This window comes from Vibrio sp. TRT 29B02 (assembly GCF_050113655.1).
Lineage (GTDB): Bacteria > Pseudomonadota > Gammaproteobacteria > Enterobacterales > Vibrionaceae > Vibrio.
Genome location: NZ_JBNJOJ010000002.1, coordinates 245,692 through 269,386 on the forward strand (window position 1 = coordinate 245,692; position 23,695 = coordinate 269,386).

22 protein-coding genes are annotated in these 23,695 nt (G+C 45.8%); 6 read left to right on the forward strand and 16 right to left on the reverse strand.

Annotated features, from left to right (window positions below):
* The gene (locus tag ACQEXT_RS02360; protein ID WP_138970741.1) at positions 1-204 is read right to left on the reverse strand and encodes a hypothetical protein; all 204 of its coding nucleotides are present in this window, start codon (positions 202-204) and stop codon (positions 1-3) included.
* 194 nt (positions 205-398) lie between these two features.
* Between ACQEXT_RS02360 and purU the strand changes: the two genes are divergently transcribed.
* Positions 399-1,232 (forward strand): formyltetrahydrofolate deformylase, encoded by an 834-nt coding sequence (gene purU, locus ACQEXT_RS02365; protein ID WP_269376043.1) that lies wholly within the window; start codon positions 399-401, stop codon positions 1,230-1,232.
* A 57-nt stretch (positions 1,233-1,289) separates the two neighbouring features.
* Here the strand turns inward: purU and ACQEXT_RS02370 are convergent, their stop codons facing one another.
* On the reverse strand, positions 1,290-3,302 hold the full coding sequence (locus ACQEXT_RS02370) for an FAD-dependent oxidoreductase (RefSeq protein WP_426950464.1): 2,013 nt from the start codon (positions 3,300-3,302) through the stop codon (positions 1,290-1,292).
* Positions 3,303-3,503: 201 nt separating this feature from the next.
* Between ACQEXT_RS02370 and sppA the strand changes: the two genes are divergently transcribed.
* Both sppA and ansA read left to right on the forward strand, forming a co-directional pair.
* Positions 3,504-5,354 carry a signal peptide peptidase SppA gene (sppA, locus tag ACQEXT_RS02375; protein WP_426950466.1) on the forward strand — a complete coding sequence of 617 codons (1,851 nt, stop codon included), beginning with the start codon at positions 3,504-3,506 and terminating at the stop codon, positions 5,352-5,354.
* Between the two features lie 137 nt (positions 5,355-5,491).
* Positions 5,492-6,508, forward strand: coding sequence for an asparaginase (gene ansA, locus ACQEXT_RS02380; RefSeq protein ID WP_138970744.1), 1,017 nt, complete (start codon positions 5,492-5,494; stop codon positions 6,506-6,508).
* 114 nt (positions 6,509-6,622) lie between these two features.
* On the opposite strand, the gene serS is transcribed toward ansA, so the two are convergent.
* The 4 genes from serS to ACQEXT_RS02400 form a co-directional block, all read right to left on the reverse strand.
* Positions 6,623-7,930, reverse strand: a complete 1,308-nt coding sequence (gene serS, locus ACQEXT_RS02385; RefSeq protein WP_331417528.1) for a serine--tRNA ligase — start codon at positions 7,928-7,930, stop codon at positions 6,623-6,625.
* 97 nt (positions 7,931-8,027) lie between these two features.
* Complete coding sequence (locus ACQEXT_RS02390; RefSeq protein ID WP_331417527.1) at positions 8,028-9,374, reverse strand: replication-associated recombination protein A; 1,347 nt, start codon at positions 9,372-9,374, stop codon at positions 8,028-8,030.
* 2 nt (positions 9,375-9,376) lie between these two features.
* Positions 9,377-9,973, reverse strand: coding sequence for an outer membrane lipoprotein chaperone LolA (gene lolA / locus ACQEXT_RS02395; RefSeq protein ID WP_426950469.1), 597 nt, complete (start codon positions 9,971-9,973; stop codon positions 9,377-9,379).
* 97 nt (positions 9,974-10,070) lie between these two features.
* The gene (locus ACQEXT_RS02400; RefSeq protein ID WP_426950471.1) at positions 10,071-10,685 is read right to left on the reverse strand and encodes a YecA family protein; all 615 of its coding nucleotides are present in this window, start codon (positions 10,683-10,685) and stop codon (positions 10,071-10,073) included.
* A gap of 257 nt (positions 10,686-10,942) precedes the next feature.
* Here ACQEXT_RS02400 and dusC point away from each other — a divergent pair, with 257 nt between their 5' ends.
* Entirely contained in the window at positions 10,943-11,896 is a 954-nt protein-coding gene (dusC, locus tag ACQEXT_RS02405) for a tRNA dihydrouridine(16) synthase DusC (protein WP_138970749.1), read from the forward strand.
* Here dusC and ACQEXT_RS02410 read toward each other — a convergent pair.
* The 6 genes from ACQEXT_RS02410 to cysB all read right to left on the reverse strand — a co-directional run bounded on the left by ACQEXT_RS02410 (position 11,893) and on the right by cysB (position 18,794).
* Positions 11,893-13,356: a GGDEF domain-containing protein gene (locus tag ACQEXT_RS02410; protein ID WP_426950474.1), complete on the reverse strand. Its 1,464-nt coding sequence runs from the start codon at positions 13,354-13,356 to the stop codon at positions 11,893-11,895. The two genes, dusC and ACQEXT_RS02410, sit on opposite strands and share 4 nt — an antisense overlap.
* A 124-nt stretch (positions 13,357-13,480) precedes the next feature.
* The gene (locus ACQEXT_RS02415; RefSeq protein WP_269376053.1) at positions 13,481-14,275 is read right to left on the reverse strand and encodes an ABC transporter ATP-binding protein; all 795 of its coding nucleotides are present in this window, start codon (positions 14,273-14,275) and stop codon (positions 13,481-13,483) included.
* Positions 14,272-15,216: an ABC transporter permease gene (locus ACQEXT_RS02420; protein WP_138970751.1), complete on the reverse strand. Its 945-nt coding sequence runs from the start codon at positions 15,214-15,216 to the stop codon at positions 14,272-14,274. Before ACQEXT_RS02420 ends, ACQEXT_RS02415 begins: the two co-directional genes overlap by 4 nt.
* A 63-nt stretch (positions 15,217-15,279) precedes the next feature.
* Entirely contained in the window at positions 15,280-16,245 is a 966-nt protein-coding gene (locus tag ACQEXT_RS02425) for an ABC transporter substrate-binding protein (protein WP_138970752.1), read from the reverse strand.
* 326 nt (positions 16,246-16,571) lie between these two features.
* Positions 16,572-17,765, reverse strand: a complete 1,194-nt coding sequence (locus ACQEXT_RS02430; protein WP_426950477.1) for a methyltransferase — start codon at positions 17,763-17,765, stop codon at positions 16,572-16,574.
* A gap of 54 nt (positions 17,766-17,819) precedes the next feature.
* Complete coding sequence (gene cysB, locus ACQEXT_RS02435) at positions 17,820-18,794, reverse strand: HTH-type transcriptional regulator CysB (RefSeq protein WP_138970754.1); 975 nt, start codon at positions 18,792-18,794, stop codon at positions 17,820-17,822.
* Positions 18,795-19,087: 293 nt separating this feature from the next.
* Here cysB and ACQEXT_RS02440 point away from each other — a divergent pair, with 293 nt between their 5' ends.
* Both ACQEXT_RS02440 and miaE read left to right on the forward strand, forming a co-directional pair.
* Positions 19,088-19,852 carry a DNA repair protein gene (locus ACQEXT_RS02440; RefSeq protein WP_426950480.1) on the forward strand — a complete coding sequence of 255 codons (765 nt, stop codon included), beginning with the start codon at positions 19,088-19,090 and terminating at the stop codon, positions 19,850-19,852.
* Positions 19,853-19,926: 74 nt separating this feature from the next.
* The gene (miaE, locus tag ACQEXT_RS02445; protein ID WP_426950482.1) at positions 19,927-20,703 is read left to right on the forward strand and encodes a tRNA isopentenyl-2-thiomethyl-A-37 hydroxylase MiaE; all 777 of its coding nucleotides are present in this window, start codon (positions 19,927-19,929) and stop codon (positions 20,701-20,703) included.
* A 56-nt stretch (positions 20,704-20,759) separates the two neighbouring features.
* Here the strand turns inward: miaE and pyrF are convergent, their stop codons facing one another.
* From pyrF to ihfB, 4 genes are all read right to left on the reverse strand, one after another.
* Positions 20,760-21,455, reverse strand: a complete 696-nt coding sequence (pyrF, locus tag ACQEXT_RS02450) for an orotidine-5'-phosphate decarboxylase (protein ID WP_331417519.1) — start codon at positions 21,453-21,455, stop codon at positions 20,760-20,762.
* A gap of 81 nt (positions 21,456-21,536) precedes the next feature.
* Positions 21,537-22,706 (reverse strand): lipopolysaccharide assembly protein LapB, encoded by a 1,170-nt coding sequence (gene lapB / locus ACQEXT_RS02455; protein WP_426950484.1) that lies wholly within the window; start codon positions 22,704-22,706, stop codon positions 21,537-21,539.
* A gap of 27 nt (positions 22,707-22,733) precedes the next feature.
* The gene (locus ACQEXT_RS02460) at positions 22,734-23,012 is read right to left on the reverse strand and encodes a LapA family protein (RefSeq protein ID WP_006881263.1); all 279 of its coding nucleotides are present in this window, start codon (positions 23,010-23,012) and stop codon (positions 22,734-22,736) included.
* 140 nt (positions 23,013-23,152) lie between these two features.
* Complete coding sequence (gene ihfB, locus ACQEXT_RS02465) at positions 23,153-23,434, reverse strand: integration host factor subunit beta (RefSeq protein WP_006881264.1); 282 nt, start codon at positions 23,432-23,434, stop codon at positions 23,153-23,155.
* Between the last annotated feature and the right edge of the window lie 261 nt (positions 23,435-23,695).

Here is a 23,695-nt window from a genome sequence, read left to right on the forward strand (position 1 = left end):
TTAACGTTTATTGAGGTAGCGAGTTAACCAAGCAGGGCCAGTGAAACCTTCTTGCTGGCAATCGGACAATGCTTTTGCAGCTTCCGCTGGGGAGGCACGGTTTTCCCACATTTCGTCGAGTAATTCTTCGTCTACTTCCTTTCCACCTGTGAGGGCGCTCACTCTTTCTGAGTACAATTTTCGGGCTAATAACTCTCTATCCATAACTACCACCTAAAAACGCGATAAGAGAAAAAATACCAACATCTAAATTGAGCAAACGGTTAACTCAGATTAATTGTTGAAACCATTTCGATATTAGTTTAATTGTAGCTTCAATAATGCGGGTGAGCTCACCGTTCGCAATCCCGTAAAAAATTCATTATTCAAAAAAAATAATTCACGGAAGTTTTAACTAAATGGAAAAGAAAACACTACTGACACATTGTACAGATGCCCCTGGTCTTATTTCGAAGATCACCAATATCTGTTACAAACACCAACTCAATATCATTCACAACAACGAATTTGTCGACAACACCAGCGGCCACTTTTTTATGCGTACCGAGCTGGAAGGTTACTTCAATGACCAGACATTTCTCGCTGACCTCGACCAAGCGTTGCCACAAGGCGCTAAGCGCAAGCTCATCGGCTCAAATCGTAAGCGTGTCGTTATCCTTGTCACCAAAGAAGCGCACTGTCTTGGTGATATTCTCATGAAAAACTACGATGGCAGCCTAGATGTTGAGATTGCTGCTGTCGTTGGTAACTATGACACGTTACAAAGTTTAACTGAGAAGTTTGGCATTCCTTACCATCACGTGTCGCATGAAGGGCTAAATCGTGAAGAGCACGAGCAAAAGCTACTCACAGTGATCGACCAATACCAAGCAGATTACTTAGTGTTGGCGAAATACATGCGCGTGTTAACGCCATCATTTGTTGAGAAGTACCACCATAAGATCATCAATATCCACCACAGTTTCCTTCCTGCCTTTATCGGTGCGAAGCCATACCAGCAAGCGTATGAACGTGGCGTTAAGATCATTGGTGCTACGGCGCACTTTGTGACGAATGATCTGGATGAAGGCCCTATCATCAAACAAGACGTGATACCTGTAGACCACAATTTCAGTGCTCAAGACATGGCACAAGCAGGCCGCGATGTAGAGAAAAATGTCCTAAGTAAAGCACTCAATAAAGTGTTAAACGATCACGTATTTGTCTACGGCAACAAAACCGTCATTTTGTAATTCAAGCGATAACAAATAAGGCCTCCAACTGGAGGCCTTATCTATTCACTCTCTGACTTATAATTTAACCGCCAGCTCTACACCCTGCTTAATCGCTCTTACCGCGTCAAGCTCACCCGCATAGTCTGCGCCGCCGATAACATGCAGCTTGTCACCAAACTGTTCCCATTGAGTTTCAAAAGGACGTACCGATTCTTGCCCTGCACAGATGATCACAGTATCTGCATCAAGTAACTGTTTTTTGTCATCAACGCTAATGTGAAGGCCTTGTTCATCGATTTTCTCATAGTTCACTCCACCGAGTAGATTTACACCACGCTTTTCTAAAGTACGCTTGTGAATCCAACCGGTCGTTTTACCCGGACCTTTACCTACACGACCCTTACGACGCTGTAATACCCATACGGTTTTATCACTCAACGATTCAGGATACGGGTAAAGGCCCCCTGGATGAGAAATTTCCTTGTCGATCCCCCATTCATGCAGCCAATCGTCAAGATTGTGCCCATTGGGTTCAGTCAGCATAGTCGCAACATCGACACCAATGCCTCCGGCACCAACAATCGCTACCTTATTGCCAACAAAGCTCTTCTCTTTGATCAATGTCTGATAGTCGATCACTTTTTCTGGCGTATCAATGCCTTCAATATTGACTTTGCGTGGTTCAACACCCGACGCCATCACGACTTCATCATACTCAGCGAGCAGATCATAGTTAGCTTCTGTATCAAGATGAAGCTTCACTCCAGTTTGATCTATCCTGTTAGCGAAATAACGAATCGTTTCTCTAAATTCTTCTTTACCCGGGATCTGCATCGCCAGACGGAACTGTCCACCAATTCGGTCATTACGCTCAAACAGATCAACACTGTGGCCTCTTTCCGCTAGTGTCGTAGCACAGGCTAGACCCGCGGGCCCTGCGCCAACCACGGCGATGTTCTTTTTCACCTCAGCCGGTTTGACCACCAGCTCTGTTTCGCGGCAAGCAAGAGGGTTGACTAAACACCCTGCGCGTTTACCTTTGAACACGTTGTCTAGGCACGCTTGGTTGCAGCCAATACAAGTATTAATAAATTGCGACTGATTCTGTTCTGCCTTAATGACAAAATGAGGGTCCGCTAGGAACGGTCTTGCCATTGAGACCATATCGGCATGGCCACTGGCGAGAATCGATTCCGCTTCTTCAGGGGTATTAATACGGTTACAGGTAACAATCGGCACATTGACATGTGGACGAACTTTCTCAGTGACCCAAGTAAATGCCCCACGTGGTACCTGAGTCGCGATAGTAGGAATTCTTGCTTCATGCCAACCAATACCAGTATTGATAATGGTCACACCCGCTTTTTCAAGCTCCTGCGCTAACTCAACCACTTCATCAAAGGTACTGCCCTCCTCCACTAAGTCGAGCATAGAAAGACGGAAGATGATAATAAATTCTTGCCCTGCGGCTTGACGAATCGCTTTGACGACTTCCAATGGGAAACGGATACGATTCTGATAGCTACCGCCCCATTCATCGTAGCGAGTGTTGGTTCGTTTACAGATAAACTGGTTTAGGAGATAGCCTTCTGAACCCATCACTTCAACACCATCATAGCCAGCTTCAACCGCTAAAGCAGCACTCTTAGCAAACGCTTCGATGGTATTGTTGATTTGACGCGTGCTCATTTCACTCGGTGCAAAACGTGCGATTGGCGCTTTAATTGAGGAAGCACTTTGAGCAAAGGGATGCATCGCATAACGACCGGCATGCAAAAGCTGTAATGCGATTTTGCCACCATGCTTGTGAACCGCTTCAGTCACAACCTTATGCGCTTTAGCATGTTTGGCTTTACTAAACTCAGCACTAAATGGATGCAGTCGACCACGTAAGTTTGGCGAAAAGCCTCCGGTAACGATTAGGCCTACTCCACCCTTCGCTCTCTCTTCATAGAACGCAGCAAGCTTGCCGAGACCTTCTTTTTGTTCTTCGAGCCCCGTGTGCATTGAGCCCATCAACACTCGGTTTCTCAATTGGGTAAATCCGAGGTCTAGTGGTTTTAGTAGGTTTGGATACATGGAAGACATCACTTTACTCTATTTTTATTGTGGTCTGACCAGAATACGAAGTCATTAAATAAAAATCAAACACCCGTTTACATTTTTGTAACACCGATCAATCTTACGGTTGTTTGGGTATACTAGTTTAAGTAGGATATAACTATATCTTGAATTCTAAGGTCTTACATTGGATAAGCCCTAACCTGCGAGATTCGCAGCGGAGAAAAAATGAAGAGTATTTTTAAGTTTGTTGGCATGTTTTTCAAAGGGATCTGGAAACTGATCACTTTTATTCGTCTTGCCCTCGTCAACCTGATTTTTCTGGCCAGTATCGGTATTATTTATTTCATCTATACCAATGCCGAATCGCCTGTGCCGACGGTTTCTAAAGAGTCCGCGCTGATCGTCAATATTTCTGGTCCAATTGTTGAACAGGCAACTTATGTCAATCCAATGGATTCGTTGACAGGGTCTTTGTTTGGCCAGAGCTTACCGAAAGAAAACGTCCTATTTGATATTGTTGAAACCATTCGACGTGCAAAAGATGACTCACAAATCAGTGGTATTGTTCTCGCGCTGCGCGATATGCCAGAAACCAATCTGACTAAACTGCGCTACATCGCTAAGGCATTGAATGAGTTTAAGGCCTCTGGAAAGCCAATCTACGCGGTAGGCGACATGTACAATCAGAGTCAATACTATCTCGCTAGCTATGCAGATAAGATCTACCTAGCACCTGATGGTGCCGTGATGTTGAAAGGTTATAGCGCCTATTCACTTTACTACAAATCTCTTTTAGAAAAGCTCGACGTTAATACCCATGTATTCCGTGTTGGCACCTATAAGTCTGCCATAGAACCCTTTGTACGTGACGATATGTCGAAAGAGGCAAAAGAGTCCGCCTCTCGCTGGTTAGGGCAACTTTGGGGGGCATATATTGATGATGTCGCGGCCAATCGTCAGCTTGATGCCAAAACACTCAATCCTGATATGAACGAGTTTCTCGCTCTGCTTAAAGCAAACAATGGTGATCTCGCTTCATTATCGCTAAATGTCGGCCTAGTCGATCAACTGGCGACACGCCAGCAAGTAAGAAAAGAGCTTGTCGATGTTTTTGGTAGCAACGGAGAAGACAGCTATAACTATGTCGACTTCTATGAGTACCAGTCGACAATAACACCTAAATTCAACCTAGCTTCTGATGATATCGCGATTGTGGTGGCCAGTGGTGCCATTATGGATGGTTCACAACCACGCGGCACTGTTGGGGGCGATACAGTTGCTGCCCTACTGCGCCAAGCACGCAATGATGACAAAGTGAAAGCCGTTGTACTGCGTGTTGACAGCCCTGGAGGCAGCGCATTTGCGTCAGAAGTCATTCGCAACGAAGTCGAAGCTCTAAAAGAGGCAGGCAAACCTGTCGTTGTATCGATGTCGAGCCTTGCCGCTTCAGGGGGTTATTGGATTTCAATGAGTGCAGATCGCATCATGGCACAACCGACAACCTTAACGGGTTCAATAGGCATCTTCAGTGTGCTAACGACGTTTGAAAAAGGTCTGAACAAACTGGGTATCTATACCGATGGTATCGGTACTTCGCCTTTCTCTGATGTCGGTATCACTACCGGTCTTTCAGATGGCGCATCCCAAGCGTTCCAAATGGGGATCGAACATGGCTATAACCGTTTTATCGGTCTGGTGAGTCAATCACGTCAAATGCCTATAGACAAAGTGGATGAGGTAGCTCAAGGCCGCGTTTGGACAGGTCAAGACGCATTGGAATTCGGCTTGATCGATAAAATTGGTGACTTTGATGACGCAGTCGCATTGGCAGCGGAACTGGCTAAAGTTGAGCAATACAATCTCTATTGGGTTGAAGAGCCACTGTCTCCAGCTCAGCAGTTTATTCAAGATTTCATGAATCAGGTCAGTGTCCACTTAGGGATTGACGCGACGACGATGCTGCCGCAAGCACTCCAACCCGTCGCTAAACAAGTGCTGCAAGATACGAATATGCTGCAAAGCTTCAATGATCCAAAAGGGCAATACGCTTTCTGCCTAAACTGTCAGGTTCAATAGCTTCGCTTCACAGCATGGTGACTAAACCGACCAGATGATTTAGGGGGGATTCCTGTGCGGAATCCCCCTTTTTATTGGCCTAGATTAAGATATAATTCCCCGCTCTGTTCCCCCTACAATTAACTGGTTTCAAAGCAATGGCAAGAAAACATATTTATATCGCATACACCGGCGGTACCATTGGTATGCAAAAATCCCATGATCACGGCTATGTTCCTATCGCTGGCTTCATGGAGAAACAACTCGCTAGCATGCCAGAGTTTCATCGACCAGAAATGCCTGAGTTTACTATCCACGAGTATGATCCTCTGATTGACTCGTCAGATATGACACCTGCAGATTGGCAACAAATCGCGGATGATATCCGTGATAACTACGACAAGTACGATGGTTTCGTGATCCTGCATGGCACCGACACCATGGCATATACTGCATCTGCACTATCGTTCATGCTGGAAAACTTGGGTAAACCTGTCATTGTCACTGGCTCTCAAATTCCATTGGCTGAACTGCGATCTGACGGTCAAGCCAATCTGCTAAATGCCCTGCATATTGCTGCGAATTACCCGATTAACGAAGTGACGCTGTTCTTTAACAACAAGCTCATGCGTGGCAACCGCAGTACGAAATCTCACGCTGATGGCTTTAACGCCTTCACTTCACCAAACCTACCTCCACTGCTAGAAGCGGGTATCAATATTCAAATCAGCAGTGAGATCGAAGTCGGTAAGAAACCAGAAGGCGAGTTTAAAGTTCACGACATTACACCACAGCCTATCGGCGTGATTACTATGTACCCAGGGATTTCTCACGAAGTCATTCGCAACACGTTGCTTCAGCCTGTCAATGCAATGATTTTGCTGACGTTCGGTGTCGGTAATGCTCCGCAAAATCCCGAGCTACTCAATCACCTCAAAGAGGCTTCACAGCGTGGCGTTCTCGTCGTCAACCTGACTCAATGTCTCGCTGGTAAAGTCAATATGGGCGGTTACGCAACGGGTTGTGCCTTAGCAGAAGCTGGCGTGATCAGTGGCTATGATATGACGCCAGAAGCAGCGCTGGCGAAACTGCATTACCTTTTAAGTCAAGGTCTAAGCTACGAACAAGTTAAGGTTAAGATGCAGCAAGTGCTTCGTGGTGAGATGAGTATTTAACCTCTCCCCAGCATCTCTTGTAGAAAAGCCGACCTTATGTCGGCTTTTTTATTTCCCGCAGGTACAAAAAAGGCGACTGTATCAGTCGCCTTTTGCTTTATATATCGCTCGCGATTAACCGATGTGCGTTGCGCCGCCCATGTACTTCTGAAGTACAGTTGGGATTGCGATACGGCCATCTGCTTCTTGGTTGTTCTCCAGAATCGCAACCATTGTACGACCTACAGCAAGGCCAGAGCCATTTAGTGTATGAACAAGCTCAGGCTTCTTCTCGCCTTTACGACGGAAACGCGCTTGCATACGACGAGCCTGGAAGTCCCACATGTTTGAACAAGATGAGATTTCACGGTAAGTCTCTTGCGCTGGAACCCAAACTTCAAGGTCGTAAGTCTTACGAGCGCCGAAGCCCATATCACCAGTACACAGAACCACTTTACGGTAAGGAAGTTCTAGCAGTTGAAGAACTTTCTCTGCATGAGCGGTGAGTTCTTCAAGTGCATCCATTGAGTCTTCCGGCTTAGTGATTTGTACCAATTCAACTTTGTCAAATTGGTGCATACGAATAAGACCACGAGTGTCACGACCATAAGAACCCGCTTCTGAACGGAAACATGGCGTATGAGCTGTCATTTTAAGTGGCAGATCTGCTTCATCGGTAATCGTGTCACGAACCATGTTAGTAACAGGAACTTCCGCAGTTGGAATAAGCGACAGTTTACGTGGTTCTTCGTCGTTCACTTTCTCTTCTAGCGGCTCTGTGTGGAAGAGGTCTTTACCAAACTTAGGTAGCTGGCCAGTACCAAATAGGCTGTCAGAGTTTACTAGGTAAGGCACATACATTTCTGTGTAGCCGTGCTCTTCAGTGTGAAGATCAAGCATGAACTGAGCAATTGCACGATGAAGACGAGCAAACTGCCCCTTCATCACGATAAAGCGTGCACCCGTAATCTTAGTGGCACTCGCAAAATCAAGACCGTCGCCCATTTCACCTAGGTCAACGTGATCTTTCAATTCGAAGTCGTAAGTTTTTGGTTCACCCCAACGAGAAATCTCTACGTTGTCATTTTCATCTTTACCGTCTGGCACTTCATCTGCAGGCAGGTTAGGAACCGATAGAGTAATTTCATCAAGTTTCGCCATTACCGCGTCAAGTTCGACTTTTTTCGCGTCTAAATCGCTACCAAGTGTACCGATTTGCTTCTTGATTTCTTCTGCACCGTCTTTATCGCCAGCTGCCATTTTCTGGCCAATCTGCTTGGAGATGGAATTACGCGTGGATTGTAAATTTTCAACTTCTACTTGAATGGACTTGCGTTGTTCTTCAAGTGTACGGATTGTCTCTACGTCTAGCTTAAAGCCACGACGTGCTAGTTTTGCAGCTGTTTCATCCAGCTCTGTACGAAGTAATTTAGAATCCAGCATTGTTAATCCTATGCTTTTTTTAGTAGTGAAATCGCGCTCAAGCTTCATGCTCAAGCGCTAAAAATATTAACCGAATAAATGTATCTAAAATGGACACTTATTCATAGCGTTTTTGTGGGCTTTTTGCGTCTAAACTAGCCAAGTAATCTAACTTTTCGCCAATTTTAGTTTCTAAGCCGCGATTGGTTGGCTGGTAGTAAGTTTTTCCCGACATTTCTGGTGGCAAATATTGCTCACCAGCCGCATACGCTCCTGGCTCATCGTGGGCATAACGGTACTCGGCGCCATAACCAAGATCTTTCATCAGGCTGGTGGGAGCATTACGAAGATGAGGCGGCACTTCATACTCAGGTAAGTTATGCGCATCGGCCAGAGCTTGCTTCCAAGCGGTATAGACGGCATTGCTCTTTGGCGCGCATGCTAAATAGACAATGGCCTGAGCAATCGCGCGTTCGCCTTCGGCTGGCCCCACTCGTGTAAAACAGTCCCATGCTGATAGGGCTACCTGCATAGCACGCGGGTCGGCATTACCAATATCTTCTGACGCAATAGCCAACAGCCTGCGAGCAATGTACAAAGGGTCACAGCCAGCTGCAATCATCCGAGCAGACCAATAGAGTGCGGCATCGGGGTTGGAACCTCGAATTGATTTATGTACCGCTGAAATTAAGTCGTACCAGATGTCTCCTTTGTTGTCGAAACGAGAGACCTTCTCCCCGGCCACTTCCGCCAACAAAGCCAAAGTGATCTGTTTTTTACCTTGCGCGTCTTCTTGAGCCATATCATACAGCAGCTCAAGATAGTTTAGGGACATGCGGGCATCACCGTTGACAAGTTCAGATAAACGATCAAGAACGTTGTCGACAAACTCAGCCTCTACCCCACCTAAACCACGCTCTTCGTCATTAATGGCTTGTTCAAGCGCCAGACGGATATCTTCCTTAGCGAGCGACGTCAGTTTGTAAACGCGGGCACGTGATAGCAAGGCGTTATTGAGTTCAAAAGAGGGGTTTTCAGTTGTTGCGCCAATAAAGGTTACCGTGCCATCCTCGATATGAGGGAGAAACGCATCTTGCTGGGATTTGTTGAAGCGATGTACCTCATCAACAAACAAGATGGTGCGTCGACCAGCCAGTTTATACTCACGAGCTTTGTCAATGGCAGCACGGATCTCTTTTACACCCGAAGTGACGGCCGAGACACGCTCAACCTCTGCGTTAGCATAATTGGCAGCCACTTCAGCGAGAGTGGTTTTTCCTGTACCCGGCGGCCCCCAAAGAATCATCGAGTGGATATGCCCAGCTTCTAGAGAACGTCTTAGCGGCTTGCCTTGGCCAAGAATATGTTGCTGACCAATATACTGCTCGAGTGTTTGAGGGCGCATTCTGGCAGCAAGGGGGCGAAAGTCTTCATCCCCCGAAAAGTCTAACGTGTAGTTACTCACACTTAGTTCCTTTGGTCATCGACCTCTACACCCTGTGGAATAGCGAACGTAAAACGATCAGCACTTGGTTTGCCAAGGTGGACATTGTTGAACGTAAACGTACTTTGCTGGCCATCTTGCTCAACCACACTAAACCCTTCCACCTTACCTTGAGGGTCGATTTTTATCTTAAATTGACCTTGATTGCTGTCCGCTGCGGTTGGCGTTAAGGTGAAGGTATTCCCTTGTTGTTCAACCTTGTAGTTATCCCAGTCGCTCGCGCGATTGCGAGTCAGAAGAACAAAGGGGGTTTGCTCTGTTGCTTGCTCTTGCCAATAGATACTCACTTGTTCAATGAATGGGCTGTAATACCACAGGCTCTTGCCATCAGACACCAAGACATTTTCGTCCGGAGCGGTTGTCGTCCAACGAAATAGACTCGGACGTGCGATCTCTACATTACCCTGACCTTCCATCACAACGTCGCCTTCAGGGCTGATCAGCTGTTGAGAAAAATCAGCACTGAATCCATCGTTCATTTGTAGTCGCTGGCTAAGCTCATCTTTAGGCGCAGCCATAACGGAAAAACTCATCATTAGTAATACAGCAAATTTTTTCATTCGATTGTTACCCTAATTGGTCGCGTACGTACCACTTATAACTTCTAATTCGTTCTAATATGACCGAACAAGGTTAACTTTGTTCGATCAATTTTGTTTATTTTCCGCAGCACTGCTTGAATTTTTTACCGCTGCCACACGGACATTCATCGTTACGACCAATGTTTTTGTATGGGTTAACGCTTTGAGCTTTGGCACCTGTCATTGCTGCATCAGCGGCTTGCGCTACTTCAGCAATCATCAGGTCTATTTGGTCAATAAAGTCACTCAGTAACGGTGGGGTTTCAATGCCCGACGCTTGCATTTGACTGCGAGTTTGCTCTTCATCAACCGCTAACATAAACGTCGTTAACATCGCCTGAAGCATACGCAGTGTTCCATCTCCTACACTGGTCTCCATCCACTGCTCTTCGACCGTCGGCCACAAGGTCATAAAGCCTTCTGCGAAGTCAGCCAGTTGTTCGACTTGGCGTTCAGGTTCGAGTAAGTTCAATAGCGAGTATTCACCTCGCTGCAAATAAGCGTATTGCTGATGAATGTGCGCTTCGATACTCGGTCTCACCTCTAATGCACGCTCAGTAAAAACCGACCCTAGCCAACTTTCTGGGGCTAAAGGTTTGGTTGCCATATTGGCCGCGAGCGTTAAGCCTTCAATAAAGAGTGGTGATTCGGCAGTAATTGAGTCTTCGAGTGTCAGAATTTGATACTTCATTTTCTTGTTCTAGTGTTAATCGTTGTTTAGCGACATTATAACCCTATGCAAGGTCTGCGGTCACTTCGAGACTTCCCTCCCTGATTCGATGACCATACCTTGCTGAAATTTTTGCTACTGTTTCCGTCACGGCTAGTCTCAACATTTGGTGGCTAGCCTTTTCTTTTTTCTCATTGGCTTTGCACAATCTTAGTTGAGGGATGACTTTATCGGCTAATACCTCTAAAATCACGCCTCCTAAATCTGAGGTGTAATTTATGCGTGTAGTTCTGGGGCCTATGGAGGGCGTGTTAGATCACTTAATGCGAGAGATCTTAACGGATATCAATGACTATGACTTGTGTGTCACTGAATTCGTCCGTGTTGTCGATCAACTCTTGCCTGATCACGTCTTTCACCGCCTGTGTCCAGAGTTACTACAAGGCTCTCAGACAAAATCTGGGGTTCCTGTACATGTACAACTGCTTGGTCAAGATCCACACTGGATGGCTGAAAATGCCGTTCGTGCTGCACAACTTGGTGCCAAAGGCATTGACCTCAACTTTGGCTGTCCGGCTAAACTCGTCAACAAAAGCAAAGGGGGCGCGGCATTGCTGCAACATCCTGAGTTGATTCACAATGTGGTTAAAGCATGCCGAGAAGCGGTTAGCTCAGATATTCCTGTCACAGCTAAGATTCGTTTGGGCTGGGACAACCCTGAAGACTGCTTCGAAATCGTCGACGCGATTCAAAGTGCCGGGGCAAATGAATTGACCGTCCATGCCAGAACCAAAACGGGTGGCTACAAAGCGAGCGAAATCAAGTGGGAGTACATCAACAAAATTCGCCAACGTTTCGATATTCCGCTGATTGCCAATGGTGAGATATGGAATTATCAAGATGGTCAAGCCTGCATTGACACTACTGGAGTTGACTCTTTAATGGTCTGCCGTGGTGCGTTCAACGTGCCGAATTTGGGCAATGTGGTCAAACATGATCATGCGGTGATGCCTTGGTCACAAGTTGTTGAACTGCTCTTGGTGTATTCTCAGTACGAAATGAAAGGCGACAAAGGTCTTTACTACCCTAACCGAGTTAAGCAGTGGTTCGCGTATTTACGTCATCAGTATCCACAAGCAGATACGCTATTTAGAGAAATTCGCACCTACAACAAAGCTGCACCCATTGTTGAGCATATCACCCGATACCGAGATACACTCGTCGCAGCTTAGAACACCAACTGATCTTTACCGGCGTTTTTCGCTTGATAAAGCTTTTCATCAGCAGCTTTGAATAACACTTCGAAGCTGCTTGCTCCTTCAGCTTCAACCACTTCAACACCACCAGACACAGTGAAACCGTTTTCTACAGCCGCCTGTGAATGCTGGCAAATATCGTTCCTTACCCTGAGCATACTTTTCTTCAGCGGCTCTATCGCGTTTCCAGTCATATAAATCACAAACTCTTCGCCGCCAATTCGAGCCGCGGCATCACTACTACGAATACCTAGGCTAATCTGTTCTGCCATATATTTAATAACGGTATCGCCAACATCATGGCCGTGGTTATCATTAATTTTCTTAAAGTCATCAATGTCGAAAACCCCGAGCGCGATATAGTGACCGTGCAGGGCGTTATTGGTTAAAAACGCTTCTAAGCCACGTCGATTTAGCAGGCCTGTCATAGGATCTGTCGCGGCAAGCTCTCTGAAATAACCATGCTCAACCCTCGTATTGATCAAAAATAACACCACAACAGAGAACACATAGATAAAGGCCGTCACTAGAAGGCTGTATCGTTGAAAGTAGAAAAAGTGGCGAATCTCTTTTTTTACATCAAAGAGATAATAGAGAGCATAGTTGCTTGCTACCCCTTCTACGTTAATCATTTTCAGCCTAAACGCATTGTCAGGTGGAGAGAGGTCACTGGTGTTTAGGATATGCAGTTCGCCCGCTAATTTGCCTTGGGTTGCGAGCAGACGTTGGTAAGAGATATCTAATGACAGCATCCCCTGATGCACATCATTTAGGTAGACTGGCATCGTCATACTCAAAATGGTGTCATTGCTTGCAATGATTGGGGCTGGCCCAGACAAAGTAATTTTATCTCGGTTACTGGCGGTCACGTGCCAGTATGGGCGAGCTTGAATGGTGTCGAGTAATTCCACCGTCAGACTCTTTGCATAATCATCAGGCGAAGACATTACATAGCCTGCTCTGTCGATATAGTGAATGCCTAGCAGATACCCATCGATATCGTGTAAGAATGACAAAATTGGAGCAAGTGACACTTGGTTGGAAACTCGCTGATAGATGTCACTACCCGGAGTACAAAGGCTTTCTCTGCCAACCAACATATAGTTAATGTCGACAGCGGGAATGTCATAATCCCGCCCTTCGGATCTCAGTAGAGCGTCAATCGGCCACATCTGACATAAGCCCTCGACAATTCGACGATTATGTTCAAGCAGCATAAAGTTTGCGTTCTTATCATGGTTGGAAAAGCTATAGTCTATCGCGGCAACGACTTTAGCGGCGCGAGAAGTTGCCTCAACGACACGAGTGTATTCATCATCGATATCGCGATTAACGGCGTCATAATGGTTTTTTAGCGTCAATGCAAGCACGACTAAGGACCAAACCATAGGTGCTAAAAATACAAACTTTAAACTAAAGTGCCTGTCAACCTGCATCTATTTCCTCACTAAAACTAAACCCATCAATACTGTAATATAATTGATGGGTTTAGTAGATATCCAGATTGATATTATCTCATAGATTTGGTGGATATTTCGGTAGCCATTTGTCAGCAACTCGTTAATTTAACAATAAGCTATCATCCGCCAGTTCTTCTCCACGAACCTTAGAAAACATCTCTAAAAGATCTGGAACTCGCATATTCGCTCGCTGTTCACCGGATACATCGAGAACAATCTCGCCTTGGTGAAGCATCACGGTACGGTCACCACAAGCTAACGCGTCTTTCATTGAGTGAGTAACCATCATCACAGTGAGGTTGAACTCCGAAACAATTTTCTTCGTCAAATCAATAATAAACGCAGCCATACGTGGATCCAGCGCTGCTGTATGTTCATCCAATAACAATAATTTGCTATCGGAAAGCGTCGCCATCACAAGGCTCACTGCTTGACGCTGGCCGCCCGATAATAGGCCAATGCTGTCACCTAAACGGTCTTCCAATCCTAGCCCTAGGATACTGATACGCTCCTGAAAAAGTTTGCGACGCTGAGATGAAAGAGAAAGATTCCACCCTCTCTTTTTACCACGCATATATGCGAGTGCCATATTCTCTTCAATCGTCAACTCTCCACACGTACCAGCTAAAGGATCCTGAAACACTCGAGCACATTGCTTGGCTCGCTGGTCCACTGTTTGACGAGTAACATCGAGTTCATCAATCACTACGCGTCCACCGATCATTGGCGTTTCACCGGTAACAGCTCCAAGCAGCGTTGATTTACCTGCACCGTTCGAACCAATCACGGTTAGGAATTGGTGCTCCGGAACCTCAAGAGAAACACCACGCAAAGCACGATTTTCTAAGATGGTTCCTGGATTGAACGTCACCTGAATATCTTCTAGACGAATCATGCTACTTCTCCTGACTCTTTATCCTGCTTAGATAGATTTTTACTCTCCATCGCAGGGCTAAGCTTTTTTGATTTAAGGTTACCTTTAATCTTGGGCGCAATCAGCGCTGCTGCCACCAGAACTGCCGTGACCAAGTTGAGGTCTGAGGCTTGCAATCCGAACATCCCTGAACTGAGTGCAAATGCGACCGCCAGACGGTAGAGCACTGAACCGACGATAACTGCAACAACAGCCACCCATATTTTTCTTCCTGGAATAAGCGTTTGACCGAGTATCACCGCAGCCAAACCAACCACGATAGTCCCGACACCAGAAGTCACATCAGCAAAGCTGTTCGTTTGAGCAAACAAAGCCCCAGCAAAGCCAACAAAACCATTGGATAACGCCAGACCAAAGTAGGTATAAAAGGATGTGCTCGCCCCTTGCGCTGAAACCATGCGGGCATTGACTCCCGTCGCGCGTAGGCCTAGTCCGAAGTCGCTGTTTAGTAAACGTACCACCAGCCAGGCAGAAACCAACACCAATATGCCGACCAACAGTGGGCGAACTAACATAGGATCGCCGTACGCCTCAAACGGGGTCAGAATAGTCTCCTCACCAAGCAAAGCTAAGTTTGGTCTACCCATGATGCGGATATTGATCGAAAAGGCCGCGATCATCGTTAATATCGATGCCAAAAGATGGAGGATTCCACAGCGAACCGCTAAAAACGCGGTCACCCAGCCAGTCGCAGCACCCGCTACGATCGCCATCAAGGTCGCCAACCACGGATTGATACCGGCAACAATTGCAGTAGCGGCAACGGCGGCTCCCATAGGAAAGCTACCATCTACACTTAAGTCAGGAAAATCAAGCACGCGAAAGGTGAGATAAACGCCGAGGGCTACGAGACCATACAGTAAGCCAATTTCCAAAGCGCCAAAAAATGCAAAAGCAGACATAATAACTCCCTTTTCTGCTAAAGACTCACACCCCCAAGCAACGCGGTTGCTTGGGGGATTGGTTTATTTCACGCTTGTCGCACGGTCTAGTACAGACTGTGGAATCACCACACCAAGTTTGGTCGCTGCGCTTTGGTTAACAACCAGATCTGAGCCCTTTGCCACTTTGACATCAAGCGAACCAGGCGCTGCACCTTCAATGATCGCTGCAACATAATCCGCGGTTTGAACACCCACTTGGTAGTAGTCAAATCCTAAGCTCGCAATGGCGCCTTTTTCTACGTATGAAGTCGCACCACCCAATACTGGTGTCTTAGCCTGATTAGCCGCAACAATCATACCCTCAATCGCACTCGCTACCGTGTTGTCTGTTGGCGCATAAATCACATCTGACTTCGCTGCGATAGCTTGCGTAGCAGATTGCACGTCAGCACTTTTCAGAGCCGTCGCTTCGATAACTTGAATGCCCTGCTCTTGTGCGCTGCGTTTTAGAAGTTCTACTAACGTCACCGCATTCGCTTCACCTGGGTTGAATACCACGCCGATAGATTTGACCTGTGGAAGAATCTCTTTGATCAATTCAACATGCTGGCTGACGGGAGAGAGATCGGATAGACCAGTCACGTTCTTACCTGGTTGTTCCAATGTCTTAACTAACTTCGCACCAACTGGGTCAGTAACCGCGGTAAATACAACTGGGATCGTACGAGTAGCTGAAACGAGTGCTTGGGCAGTAGGAGTCGCGATACCAACTAAAACATCCGGTTTTTCACCCACATATTGACGCGCAATCTGAACCGCAATAGCAGGATTGCCCTGTGCAGTTTTGTAATCGAATTCTAGGTTTTTGCCTTGCTCGTAACCTTTGGCTTTTAGCCCGTCGATTAGACCTTGGCGAGTGGCGTCTAGCGCGGGATGCTCGACAATTTGTGATACGGCTACCTTAGCCGTTTTTGCCATGATACTGGTTGATGAGAGTAACGTAACACCTGCGAGAACGGCGGTCGCAATAGCTTTTCCTGCTTTCATCTTGACTCCTTGATGTCGTACCAACGCCACTGACTATCTAAACATTCTTCGAGGCCAAGAGTGCAATCACTAAATTACGGTGATGACGCCATAAGAATGACAAAGTAACCGCCACTGGTACGGTGCTCTCAGTCCCTTCTGCCTAGCAATAACCTGAGTACACAATTAATGGCGCTGGTATAAGCAATAATATGTTGTGTGAAGTTCTGTTTTGTATTTATAAATTGCACACTTTATGTGCGCATCAATTATTATTACCAGCAAGCTGTACAAAAGAAAAGCACGTTTTAACATTGGAGTAACAAAAAGAGACGCCACCTTGCTATCTACACTTTCACAGCATGAATCAGTATGTTACGGGGAGTCATCTCTCGTGAGCAAAACTCCGAGATTTGAACGCGATAGCCGTTCTCATTAAGGAAAAGTCCCTTATCCAGCACTAGCCACATTTCCAAACATCGCCTGAATGGTTGCTGAATCAAACTGATGCGTTCCATTTGCCAATACTTTTCCAAGCCTAATTGTTCAAAATGACTAAAATCAACATCCGGTAGAAGGATACCTTTACTATCACTCGCCCAACGACAAAACGCTTCAAAGCCTTGAGAAAGCTGCGACTTCTTAATACTTGGCACAGGTTGATAGCGTTCGAATCCCAGCACATTACGTAACAGCAGATCAAAACCAAGACGATATGACATCTCTTCGATTCGGTGCCTTCTCACCCGCTCGCCGCCAGTGACTGTTTCTTGAAGGGGGATCCGCAGCTCAGACTTGCTTAACCCAAGCTTAGATTGTTTCCCTTGGATAGAGAGTGCTTGATAGTGCTCATTGGCGATCAAATGATAGCAACAGGGAGAAAAAGTAATCGCTGGTAGCCTCTTGTCGGTAGCATGATTAAGAAGCGATATATGCAGATCTCCGCAAGCATGCAGAGCGACGGCGTGCTGACTTGAACTGAATACCTGTTGTGCATCGCGACTCAACGCGTCGCCCTGAACAAAATGCATCGGCAGGTTGTGTTTGTCCGCTTCAAACTGCCCCGCATCACAAAGCATTTGCTGAAACTCAAAACTGGTCACCTTATGCTGGGTTTGACTCGCGAGTATTCTGCCGAGAAATCCCTTACCTGAGCACCACTCTAACCATTCGCTACCGTGATGATCGCGCAGCGCCGCCTCTCCCATGGAGAGGATTTGCTCAAGCTTACGCCCTGGGACACCATTTTCGACACCACGCGCTAGTGCTAACCCCTGCTTGTCGATAGAGGGCAATGTCGTCCACTGGGAAGTTTGCTCAACACAAGCCAGATAAGGCGTTAAGGCGTTAATAAGGCTTAGGTTATTCTGTTTATAGCCTTCAATTTCTTTTGGGCTCAAGCCGTCTAACCAAGCACACAGCTGTGGATTAGACTCTTTCCAGGGCAAATGGCTATCGAAACATGAAATGAAAGCCTCAAAACGCCAATATTGCTGATTTCGCGTTAGAAACTGATCGAGTGATTTGAATTGAGTATGCATGACTTCCCCCCAGTGTGCGTAGTGTAGAGGGAAGTCACTAGAGATGGTAGTCGCTTAACGAACAGGAAGGTCGATATCTTTGAACATTTCTTCGATTTCTGCGCTCGATTTAAGCGACAACGCCCGCTCAACAACTGGACGTGTTAAATGCGGAGCAAAACGTTCCATAAAGTCGAACATGTAACTGCGTAAGAAGGTGCCGCGTCTGAAACCAATACTTGTGGTGCTAGCACCAAAGATATGACTCGCATCAATTGCGACCAAATCAGTGTCTTGCTCTTTGTCGATCGCCATACTCGCAATAACACCAACGCCAATCCCCATGCGCACGTACGTTTTGATCACGTCTGCGTCTGTAGCGGTAAAGACAACTCGCGGTGTTAGGCCATATTTATTGAACGCAGTATCCAGCTCAGAGCGACCTGTAAAACCAAATACGTACGTCACCAACGGATAGGAAGCCAGATCTTGAATGGTCACCTTTTCCTTCTGTGCCAGAGGATGGGATTTTGGCACAACAATGGAACGATTCCAGTGGTAACAAGGCAGCATGATCGCATCTTGGTAAAGGTGCAGTGCTTCCGTCGCAATGGCGAAATTAGCAGTACCCTTGGCAATCGCCTCTGACATTTGAGATGGCGTACCTTGGTGCATATGGAGTGATACTTTAGGGTAACGAGCGGTAAATCCTTTAATAACGTCAGGAAGCGCATAGCGAGCTTGAGTGTGTGTCGTCGAGATATTGAGGGTTCCCATCTCAGGATGGGTATGCTCACCGGCAACGGCTTTGATGCTTTCGACACGAGCTAAGATTTCCTGAGAAATGCGAATAATATCTTCACCAGCCCCCGTCACTTGAGTAAGGTGTTTTCCACTGCGTTCGAAGATCTGAATACCCAGCTCATCTTCCAGCAAACGTACCTGCTTACTGATGCCCGGCTGAGACGTATACAGACTTTCCGCAGTAGCTGATACATTTAAGTTATGGTTAACGACCTCAACAATATACTTCAATTGTTGTAATTTCATTCTCGACCTCGTAATCCCTTACTCTACGCCCCATAGCGAGCGAACATAGTTTATAATATTTAGTTATAACGCCTATGGGTTCAAATTGATAGTCCAATCGTTATCAAGCCGCATAAAAGCAGAGGCTTGTGGCTATTTTGCAATCAAATACGCAGAATCAACCTTGCATTGGTATTTTTCATTAATAAAATCGAACATTTGAGCGATAATACAAAACAGGTGCAGGGAGTGATTAGAATCGTGTATGCTTGCTTGCTAGCCAGTAAAAAAATAAAACATAAGATACGGAATTTATGAATATAGGGTTAATCATAGCTTTAGTTGCCATCTTACTTGTCTTGGTATTGGGCTATAACATAATGCTTCAATACAAAGTCAAAGCTGAAACTGCACGGAAGCAGGAGAGTTCGCGCTATCTTCAAATCATAGATGCAACAGAAGAATTAATCGGTCACGCACACCATATGCCTTATAGTAAGGAGTTATTGGTGTGTCTAAACACCCGTATCTTAGACGCACTACAAAGTATGCATGAGCTGGATCCAAAGAATAAACAGCTTGAACAACGCGTCGAACACGTCAAACAACAGATCAAACAACTTGACGAAAATTACCAAGGTGGCGAGAGTACAACCTTTAAAGTGCCAAGCAGTGATAAGCAAGCGATTGTTATGCTTAAACTGGTTAAACGCCTTCGCGATACTATCCGTAGTGAACACAACAAAGGTCGCTTTGAAACTCAGGCCTACGTTACCGAAAATGCTCGCTTGGAAACCATCCAGATACGCATCAACATTGAAAACGTCATCAAACGTTCAAATGATGCTATCGTACGTGGTCAACCGGGTACTGCTGTGCAACTGCTTCGTAAAGGACTTGATGCTCTTAGCACCAAAAATGACAACTATTCGAATCAAGCACGCGAAAAACTTCAAGGAATGTACGACGACCTTGAATCGAAAAGACAAACTCGAAACGCTGAAGAGTTACACCAAATCGAAGAAGACCAACGTAAAAACGATATGGATGCGCTCTTTGGTGAGAAGAAAAAATGGTAATATAACTGCCATTACACATCCTCTAAAGGTCGCTGTTGCGGCCTTTTTCATTTCAATTGACAGATTTGTTCAAGATGATTGAGTTAAACCAATACCAAACCTTGTTAGAGCCGATAAACGGCTTCTTACACTGTTCTACGCCCGATGCATGGGTTGTGGAAGCCCGCAAACCCGAAAACCTAAAGGTGGTACTCATCGACCACCTCCTTTGCGAGCTCAAGGCCGGACAGTCCGCGATGTACCTAATCCGCAAGTACGCTGTCGATAAGGAAAGCGCACATAGCCTCTTAGATTGGTTCAAACCCTACGAAAACTTCGCCTATCGCAAAATGGGAAGTCTGGAAACATTAAAAGGGAAAAGCCAAATATCGAAAACGATCATGGCCAAATCTGATTCGCCTTACAGCCAAGATCTTATCGACAAAATGGTGATGCTGATTAAAGAAGAGTTACACCATTTTTATCAAGTCTTGGAAATCATGGACAAGCGCGATATAGCCTATGAGCCTGTCCATGCGAGTCGCTATGCAAAGGGGTTAATTAGCAGCATGGCAACGCATGAGCCTCAAAGCTTGATCGATAAGTTAATCATCGGCGCATATATAGAAGCTCGATCGTGTGAACGATTCGCTAAACTCGCACCGCATATGGATGAGGATATTGGCAAGTTCTATGTCTCTCTCTTACGCTCAGAAGCGCGTCACTATCAGGACTATTTAACGCTTGCAGAAGAGATTGCTGACAAAGACATCAGTGAGAGAGTGGCTTACTTCGGTCAGATTGAAGCAGAGCTAATTACTTCTCCCGATAGCGACTTCAAGTTCCACAGTGGCGTTCCAGATTGCATTTAGCCTTAGATGAGTGACAAAAAAGCCAGCGAATGCTGGCTTTTTAGCACAATCAATCTTTACACAAGTGTCGCATTGATATTTGCCAACACTGCGGCAGGATCGGCGGCTTGGGTAATTGGACGACCAATAACCAAGTAATCTGAGCCAGCCGCGATAGCATCGACTGGTGTCATGATACGTTTCTGGTCTCCCACTGCCGCACCGGCTGGACGAATGCCAGGAGTGACCAGCTTAAACGCCTTACCCAGCTCACTTTTCAGCATTGATGCTTCTTGTGCGGAACAGACTACACCATCCAGGCCTGAATTTTTTGTCAAATTGGCCAAACGAATTACTTGTTCCTGCGGCGCGATATTAAGGCCAATGCCTGCAAGGTCGCTTTGCTCCATGCTGGTGAGTACAGTCACACCAATAAGTAGCGGACGATCTTTACCATAAGGCTCAAGAATCTCTCTCGAAGCGGTCATCATACGCTCCCCACCACTCGCATGGACGTTAACCATCCACACTCCCATTTCAGCTGCCGCACGAACCGCTTTCGAACACGTGTTAGGAATGTCGTGGAATTTGAGGTCTAGGAAGACTGAAAAGCCACGTTTGTGCAGTTCTTTGACGAAGTCAGGACCAAATAAGGTAAACATCTCTTTGCCGACTTTTAGACGACATGAGCTTGGGTCAATTCTATCAACAAAAGCGAGTGCATCGGCTTGGTTGTCATAATCCAGTGCAACAATTACTTTTTGGTCGATCATTTCATCTCCTAACTATAAATAAATCGAAAAAAAGCAGCGGGATCACCGCTGCCATTTTGTAATGGGTCAAGCCCATAAAAACTATTCACCATCCAACCCACGGATTGGCTTAATCGTTCCCCACCCCTTACACGAGGGACAATGCCAATACATTGAGTGGGTCGAGAAACCACATTTACGGCATCGATAATGCGGTTTCACTTTTAACTGTTCACCAACCAGTTTTTGTAGCGTACCTAAACTGGCCTTTGCCCGACCTTCTTCAGCCTCTGCTAAATGGTAGTCCATCAGACGGTAGAAGCCCTTCATCGTAGGGTTTTTTACCAACTGTCGCGTTAATAGCTCTTGAGCGGCGCCGACACCATCGTGTTGAGCAACGAGTTGAGCCAGCATCAGCTCCGCTGATACACCGACTTTATTGACGATACACTGGCGCAAAAAGCTCAGTAGCTCATCTTCTTGGCCAAGATGGTGATAACATTCCGCTAGTGTTGGGAGAACCTCACTAACAAAATCGCTATCTTGCTCTAAGACACGCTCCATATACTCAATGGTGCTGCGATAGTCTTCAACGTCTAGATAGAGTTTTCCTAAAGCGATAGAAGCTCGTACACACTTTGGGTCTTCCGCTAATGCACGTTTGAAGTACTGCATTGCCTGAGCGTCATGTCCTTCCGCTTTTTCCTGCATCGCCAATTCACACCAAAAGTGACCAATACTGGTACGCATTCGTTTACGACCCATCTTAACGAGTAGAGAGGCATAATTGATTGCCTTATTCCACTCTCGAGTCTGTTGATAGATAGCGACCAGTTGCTGTAGCGCTGCTTCACGGTGATCCGGTTCATCAACCAACTGCTCAAAGATTTTTTCAGCACGATCAAGAAAACCCGAAGCCATGTAATCTTTTGCTAATTGCTGCAAAGCAATGTTTTTTTGGTCGATGGTTAACCCAGAACGGGAGATGAGGTTTTGGTGAATACGAATCGCTCGGTCAACTTCCCCTCTCGATCGAAATAGGTTTCCGAGAGCCAGGTGAGTATCAATCGTTTCGTTATCGACTTGGAGAAGTTCAATAAAGTGGTCGACCGCCTTATCAGACTGATCCGATAAAAGCAGGTTCAAACCCGTCACATATTGACGTGAGATTTGATTGGATTGTTTCTGCTTGTCTTGCTGGGCGCTGCGATTACCCATATACCAGCCGTAAGCGGCTGCGATTGGCAATAACAAGAACAGGATTTCTAACATCGAGTGACAGCCTACCTAATACGACTTTTAAGCTTTGCCTTGAGTTGGTTCACTTGCTGCTGGAGAGAGCTTAGTTAACTGTTTTCTTAGTTTGCGTACTTGCAACTGAGATTTAAGATGCAAACTACCAAATATTAGCCATGCCAGAAGGAAACCAACAATAAACACACCACCCAACAGTGTGGACAGGTGGAACTCTCCCTGAGCTAACAAATAGTTAAATGTTACAATCGCTTGATTCTGAGAGCCTAAGGCCAGTGCAATCAAAAATAGGGCCAGTACAAGAACGATTTTTATAATTTTCATAGTCCATCACCTAAGATAAGTTCTGCCGTTACGATTATGCAGTAAAAGCATCAAACAAACCATGGTTATCTCTGTAATTCGAATGATAAAAAAGCGGCATACGCTATGTATGCCGCTCATTTTACAGTCAATTCGAGTTACTAACCGATGTTTACTCGCTCACGCAATTCCTTGCCAGGTTTAAAGTGAGGAACAAATTTTCCTTCAAGCTCTACTTTGTCACCTGTTTTAGGATTACGTCCCACACGTGGCTCGCGGAAATGAAGAGAGAAACTACCAAAACCACGAATCTCAATTCGGTCGCCACTTTCCAGTGTTGAAGCCATATGCTCTAAAATATCTTTTACAGCATCTTCAATCTCTTTAGCCGAAAGGTGAGTCTGTTCTGCACAGAGTCTTTCGATCAATTCAGACTTAGTCATAGTTGCCCTCATAGAGTAATTTATCACTTATTATAGTAAGTAATACCAGTTCCAACAAACACTTGCCTACAATTTTAGACAAAAATTGAACAATGTGTGCAATGAAAAACTACATTTAACAAAACATCTTGCAGAGATTGGTATTACCACTAGCCATGAACGAAACATAAAAAAGGAGCCTTTCGGCTAATGCCAGTCAGTTAAGCTGACTGGCTTTCTTTTTATTGGGGTATTTCTTTGCCTTTGGTTTTATTGCTCTCG

What these genes read in the sequence shown, in the direction of transcription:
- ACQEXT_RS02370 (WP_426950464.1), bottom strand. Translation starts at nt 3,302, where the DNA reads ATGTCTTCCATGTATCCAAACCTACTAAAACCACTAGACCTCGGATTT.
- ACQEXT_RS02430 (WP_426950477.1), bottom strand. Translation starts at nt 17,765, where the DNA reads ATGCATACTCAATTCAAATCACTCGATCAGTTTCTAACGCGAAATCAG.
- ACQEXT_RS02400 (WP_426950471.1), bottom strand. Translation starts at nt 10,685, where the DNA reads ATGAAGTATCAAATTCTGACACTCGAAGACTCAATTACTGCCGAATCA.
- ACQEXT_RS02420 (WP_138970751.1), bottom strand. Translation starts at nt 15,216, where the DNA reads ATGTCTGCTTTTGCATTTTTTGGCGCTTTGGAAATTGGCTTACTGTAT.
- lolA (WP_426950469.1), bottom strand. Translation starts at nt 9,973, where the DNA reads ATGAAAAAATTTGCTGTATTACTAATGATGAGTTTTTCCGTTATGGCT.
- ACQEXT_RS02460 (WP_006881263.1), bottom strand. Translation starts at nt 23,012, where the DNA reads ATGAAAATTATAAAAATCGTTCTTGTACTGGCCCTATTTTTGATTGCA.
- ihfB (WP_006881264.1), bottom strand. Translation starts at nt 23,434, where the DNA reads ATGACTAAGTCTGAATTGATCGAAAGACTCTGTGCAGAACAGACTCAC.
- serS (WP_331417528.1), bottom strand. Translation starts at nt 7,930, where the DNA reads ATGCTGGATTCTAAATTACTTCGTACAGAGCTGGATGAAACAGCTGCA.
- ACQEXT_RS02440 (WP_426950480.1), top strand. Translation starts at nt 19,088, where the DNA reads ATGAATATAGGGTTAATCATAGCTTTAGTTGCCATCTTACTTGTCTTG.
- ACQEXT_RS02360 (WP_138970741.1), bottom strand. Translation starts at nt 204, where the DNA reads ATGGATAGAGAGTTATTAGCCCGAAAATTGTACTCAGAAAGAGTGAGC.
- ansA (WP_138970744.1), top strand. Translation starts at nt 5,492, where the DNA reads ATGGCAAGAAAACATATTTATATCGCATACACCGGCGGTACCATTGGT.
- cysB (WP_138970754.1), bottom strand. Translation starts at nt 18,794, where the DNA reads ATGAAATTACAACAATTGAAGTATATTGTTGAGGTCGTTAACCATAAC.
- pyrF (WP_331417519.1), bottom strand. Translation starts at nt 21,455, where the DNA reads ATGATCGACCAAAAAGTAATTGTTGCACTGGATTATGACAACCAAGCC.
- dusC (WP_138970749.1), top strand. Translation starts at nt 10,943, where the DNA reads ATGCGTGTAGTTCTGGGGCCTATGGAGGGCGTGTTAGATCACTTAATG.
- lapB (WP_426950484.1), bottom strand. Translation starts at nt 22,706, where the DNA reads ATGTTAGAAATCCTGTTCTTGTTATTGCCAATCGCAGCCGCTTACGGC.
- sppA (WP_426950466.1), top strand. Translation starts at nt 3,504, where the DNA reads ATGAAGAGTATTTTTAAGTTTGTTGGCATGTTTTTCAAAGGGATCTGG.
- ACQEXT_RS02410 (WP_426950474.1), bottom strand. Translation starts at nt 13,356, where the DNA reads ATGCAGGTTGACAGGCACTTTAGTTTAAAGTTTGTATTTTTAGCACCT.
- purU (WP_269376043.1), top strand. Translation starts at nt 399, where the DNA reads ATGGAAAAGAAAACACTACTGACACATTGTACAGATGCCCCTGGTCTT.
- ACQEXT_RS02425 (WP_138970752.1), bottom strand. Translation starts at nt 16,245, where the DNA reads ATGAAAGCAGGAAAAGCTATTGCGACCGCCGTTCTCGCAGGTGTTACG.
- miaE (WP_426950482.1), top strand. Translation starts at nt 19,927, where the DNA reads ATGATTGAGTTAAACCAATACCAAACCTTGTTAGAGCCGATAAACGGC.
- ACQEXT_RS02415 (WP_269376053.1), bottom strand. Translation starts at nt 14,275, where the DNA reads ATGATTCGTCTAGAAGATATTCAGGTGACGTTCAATCCAGGAACCATC.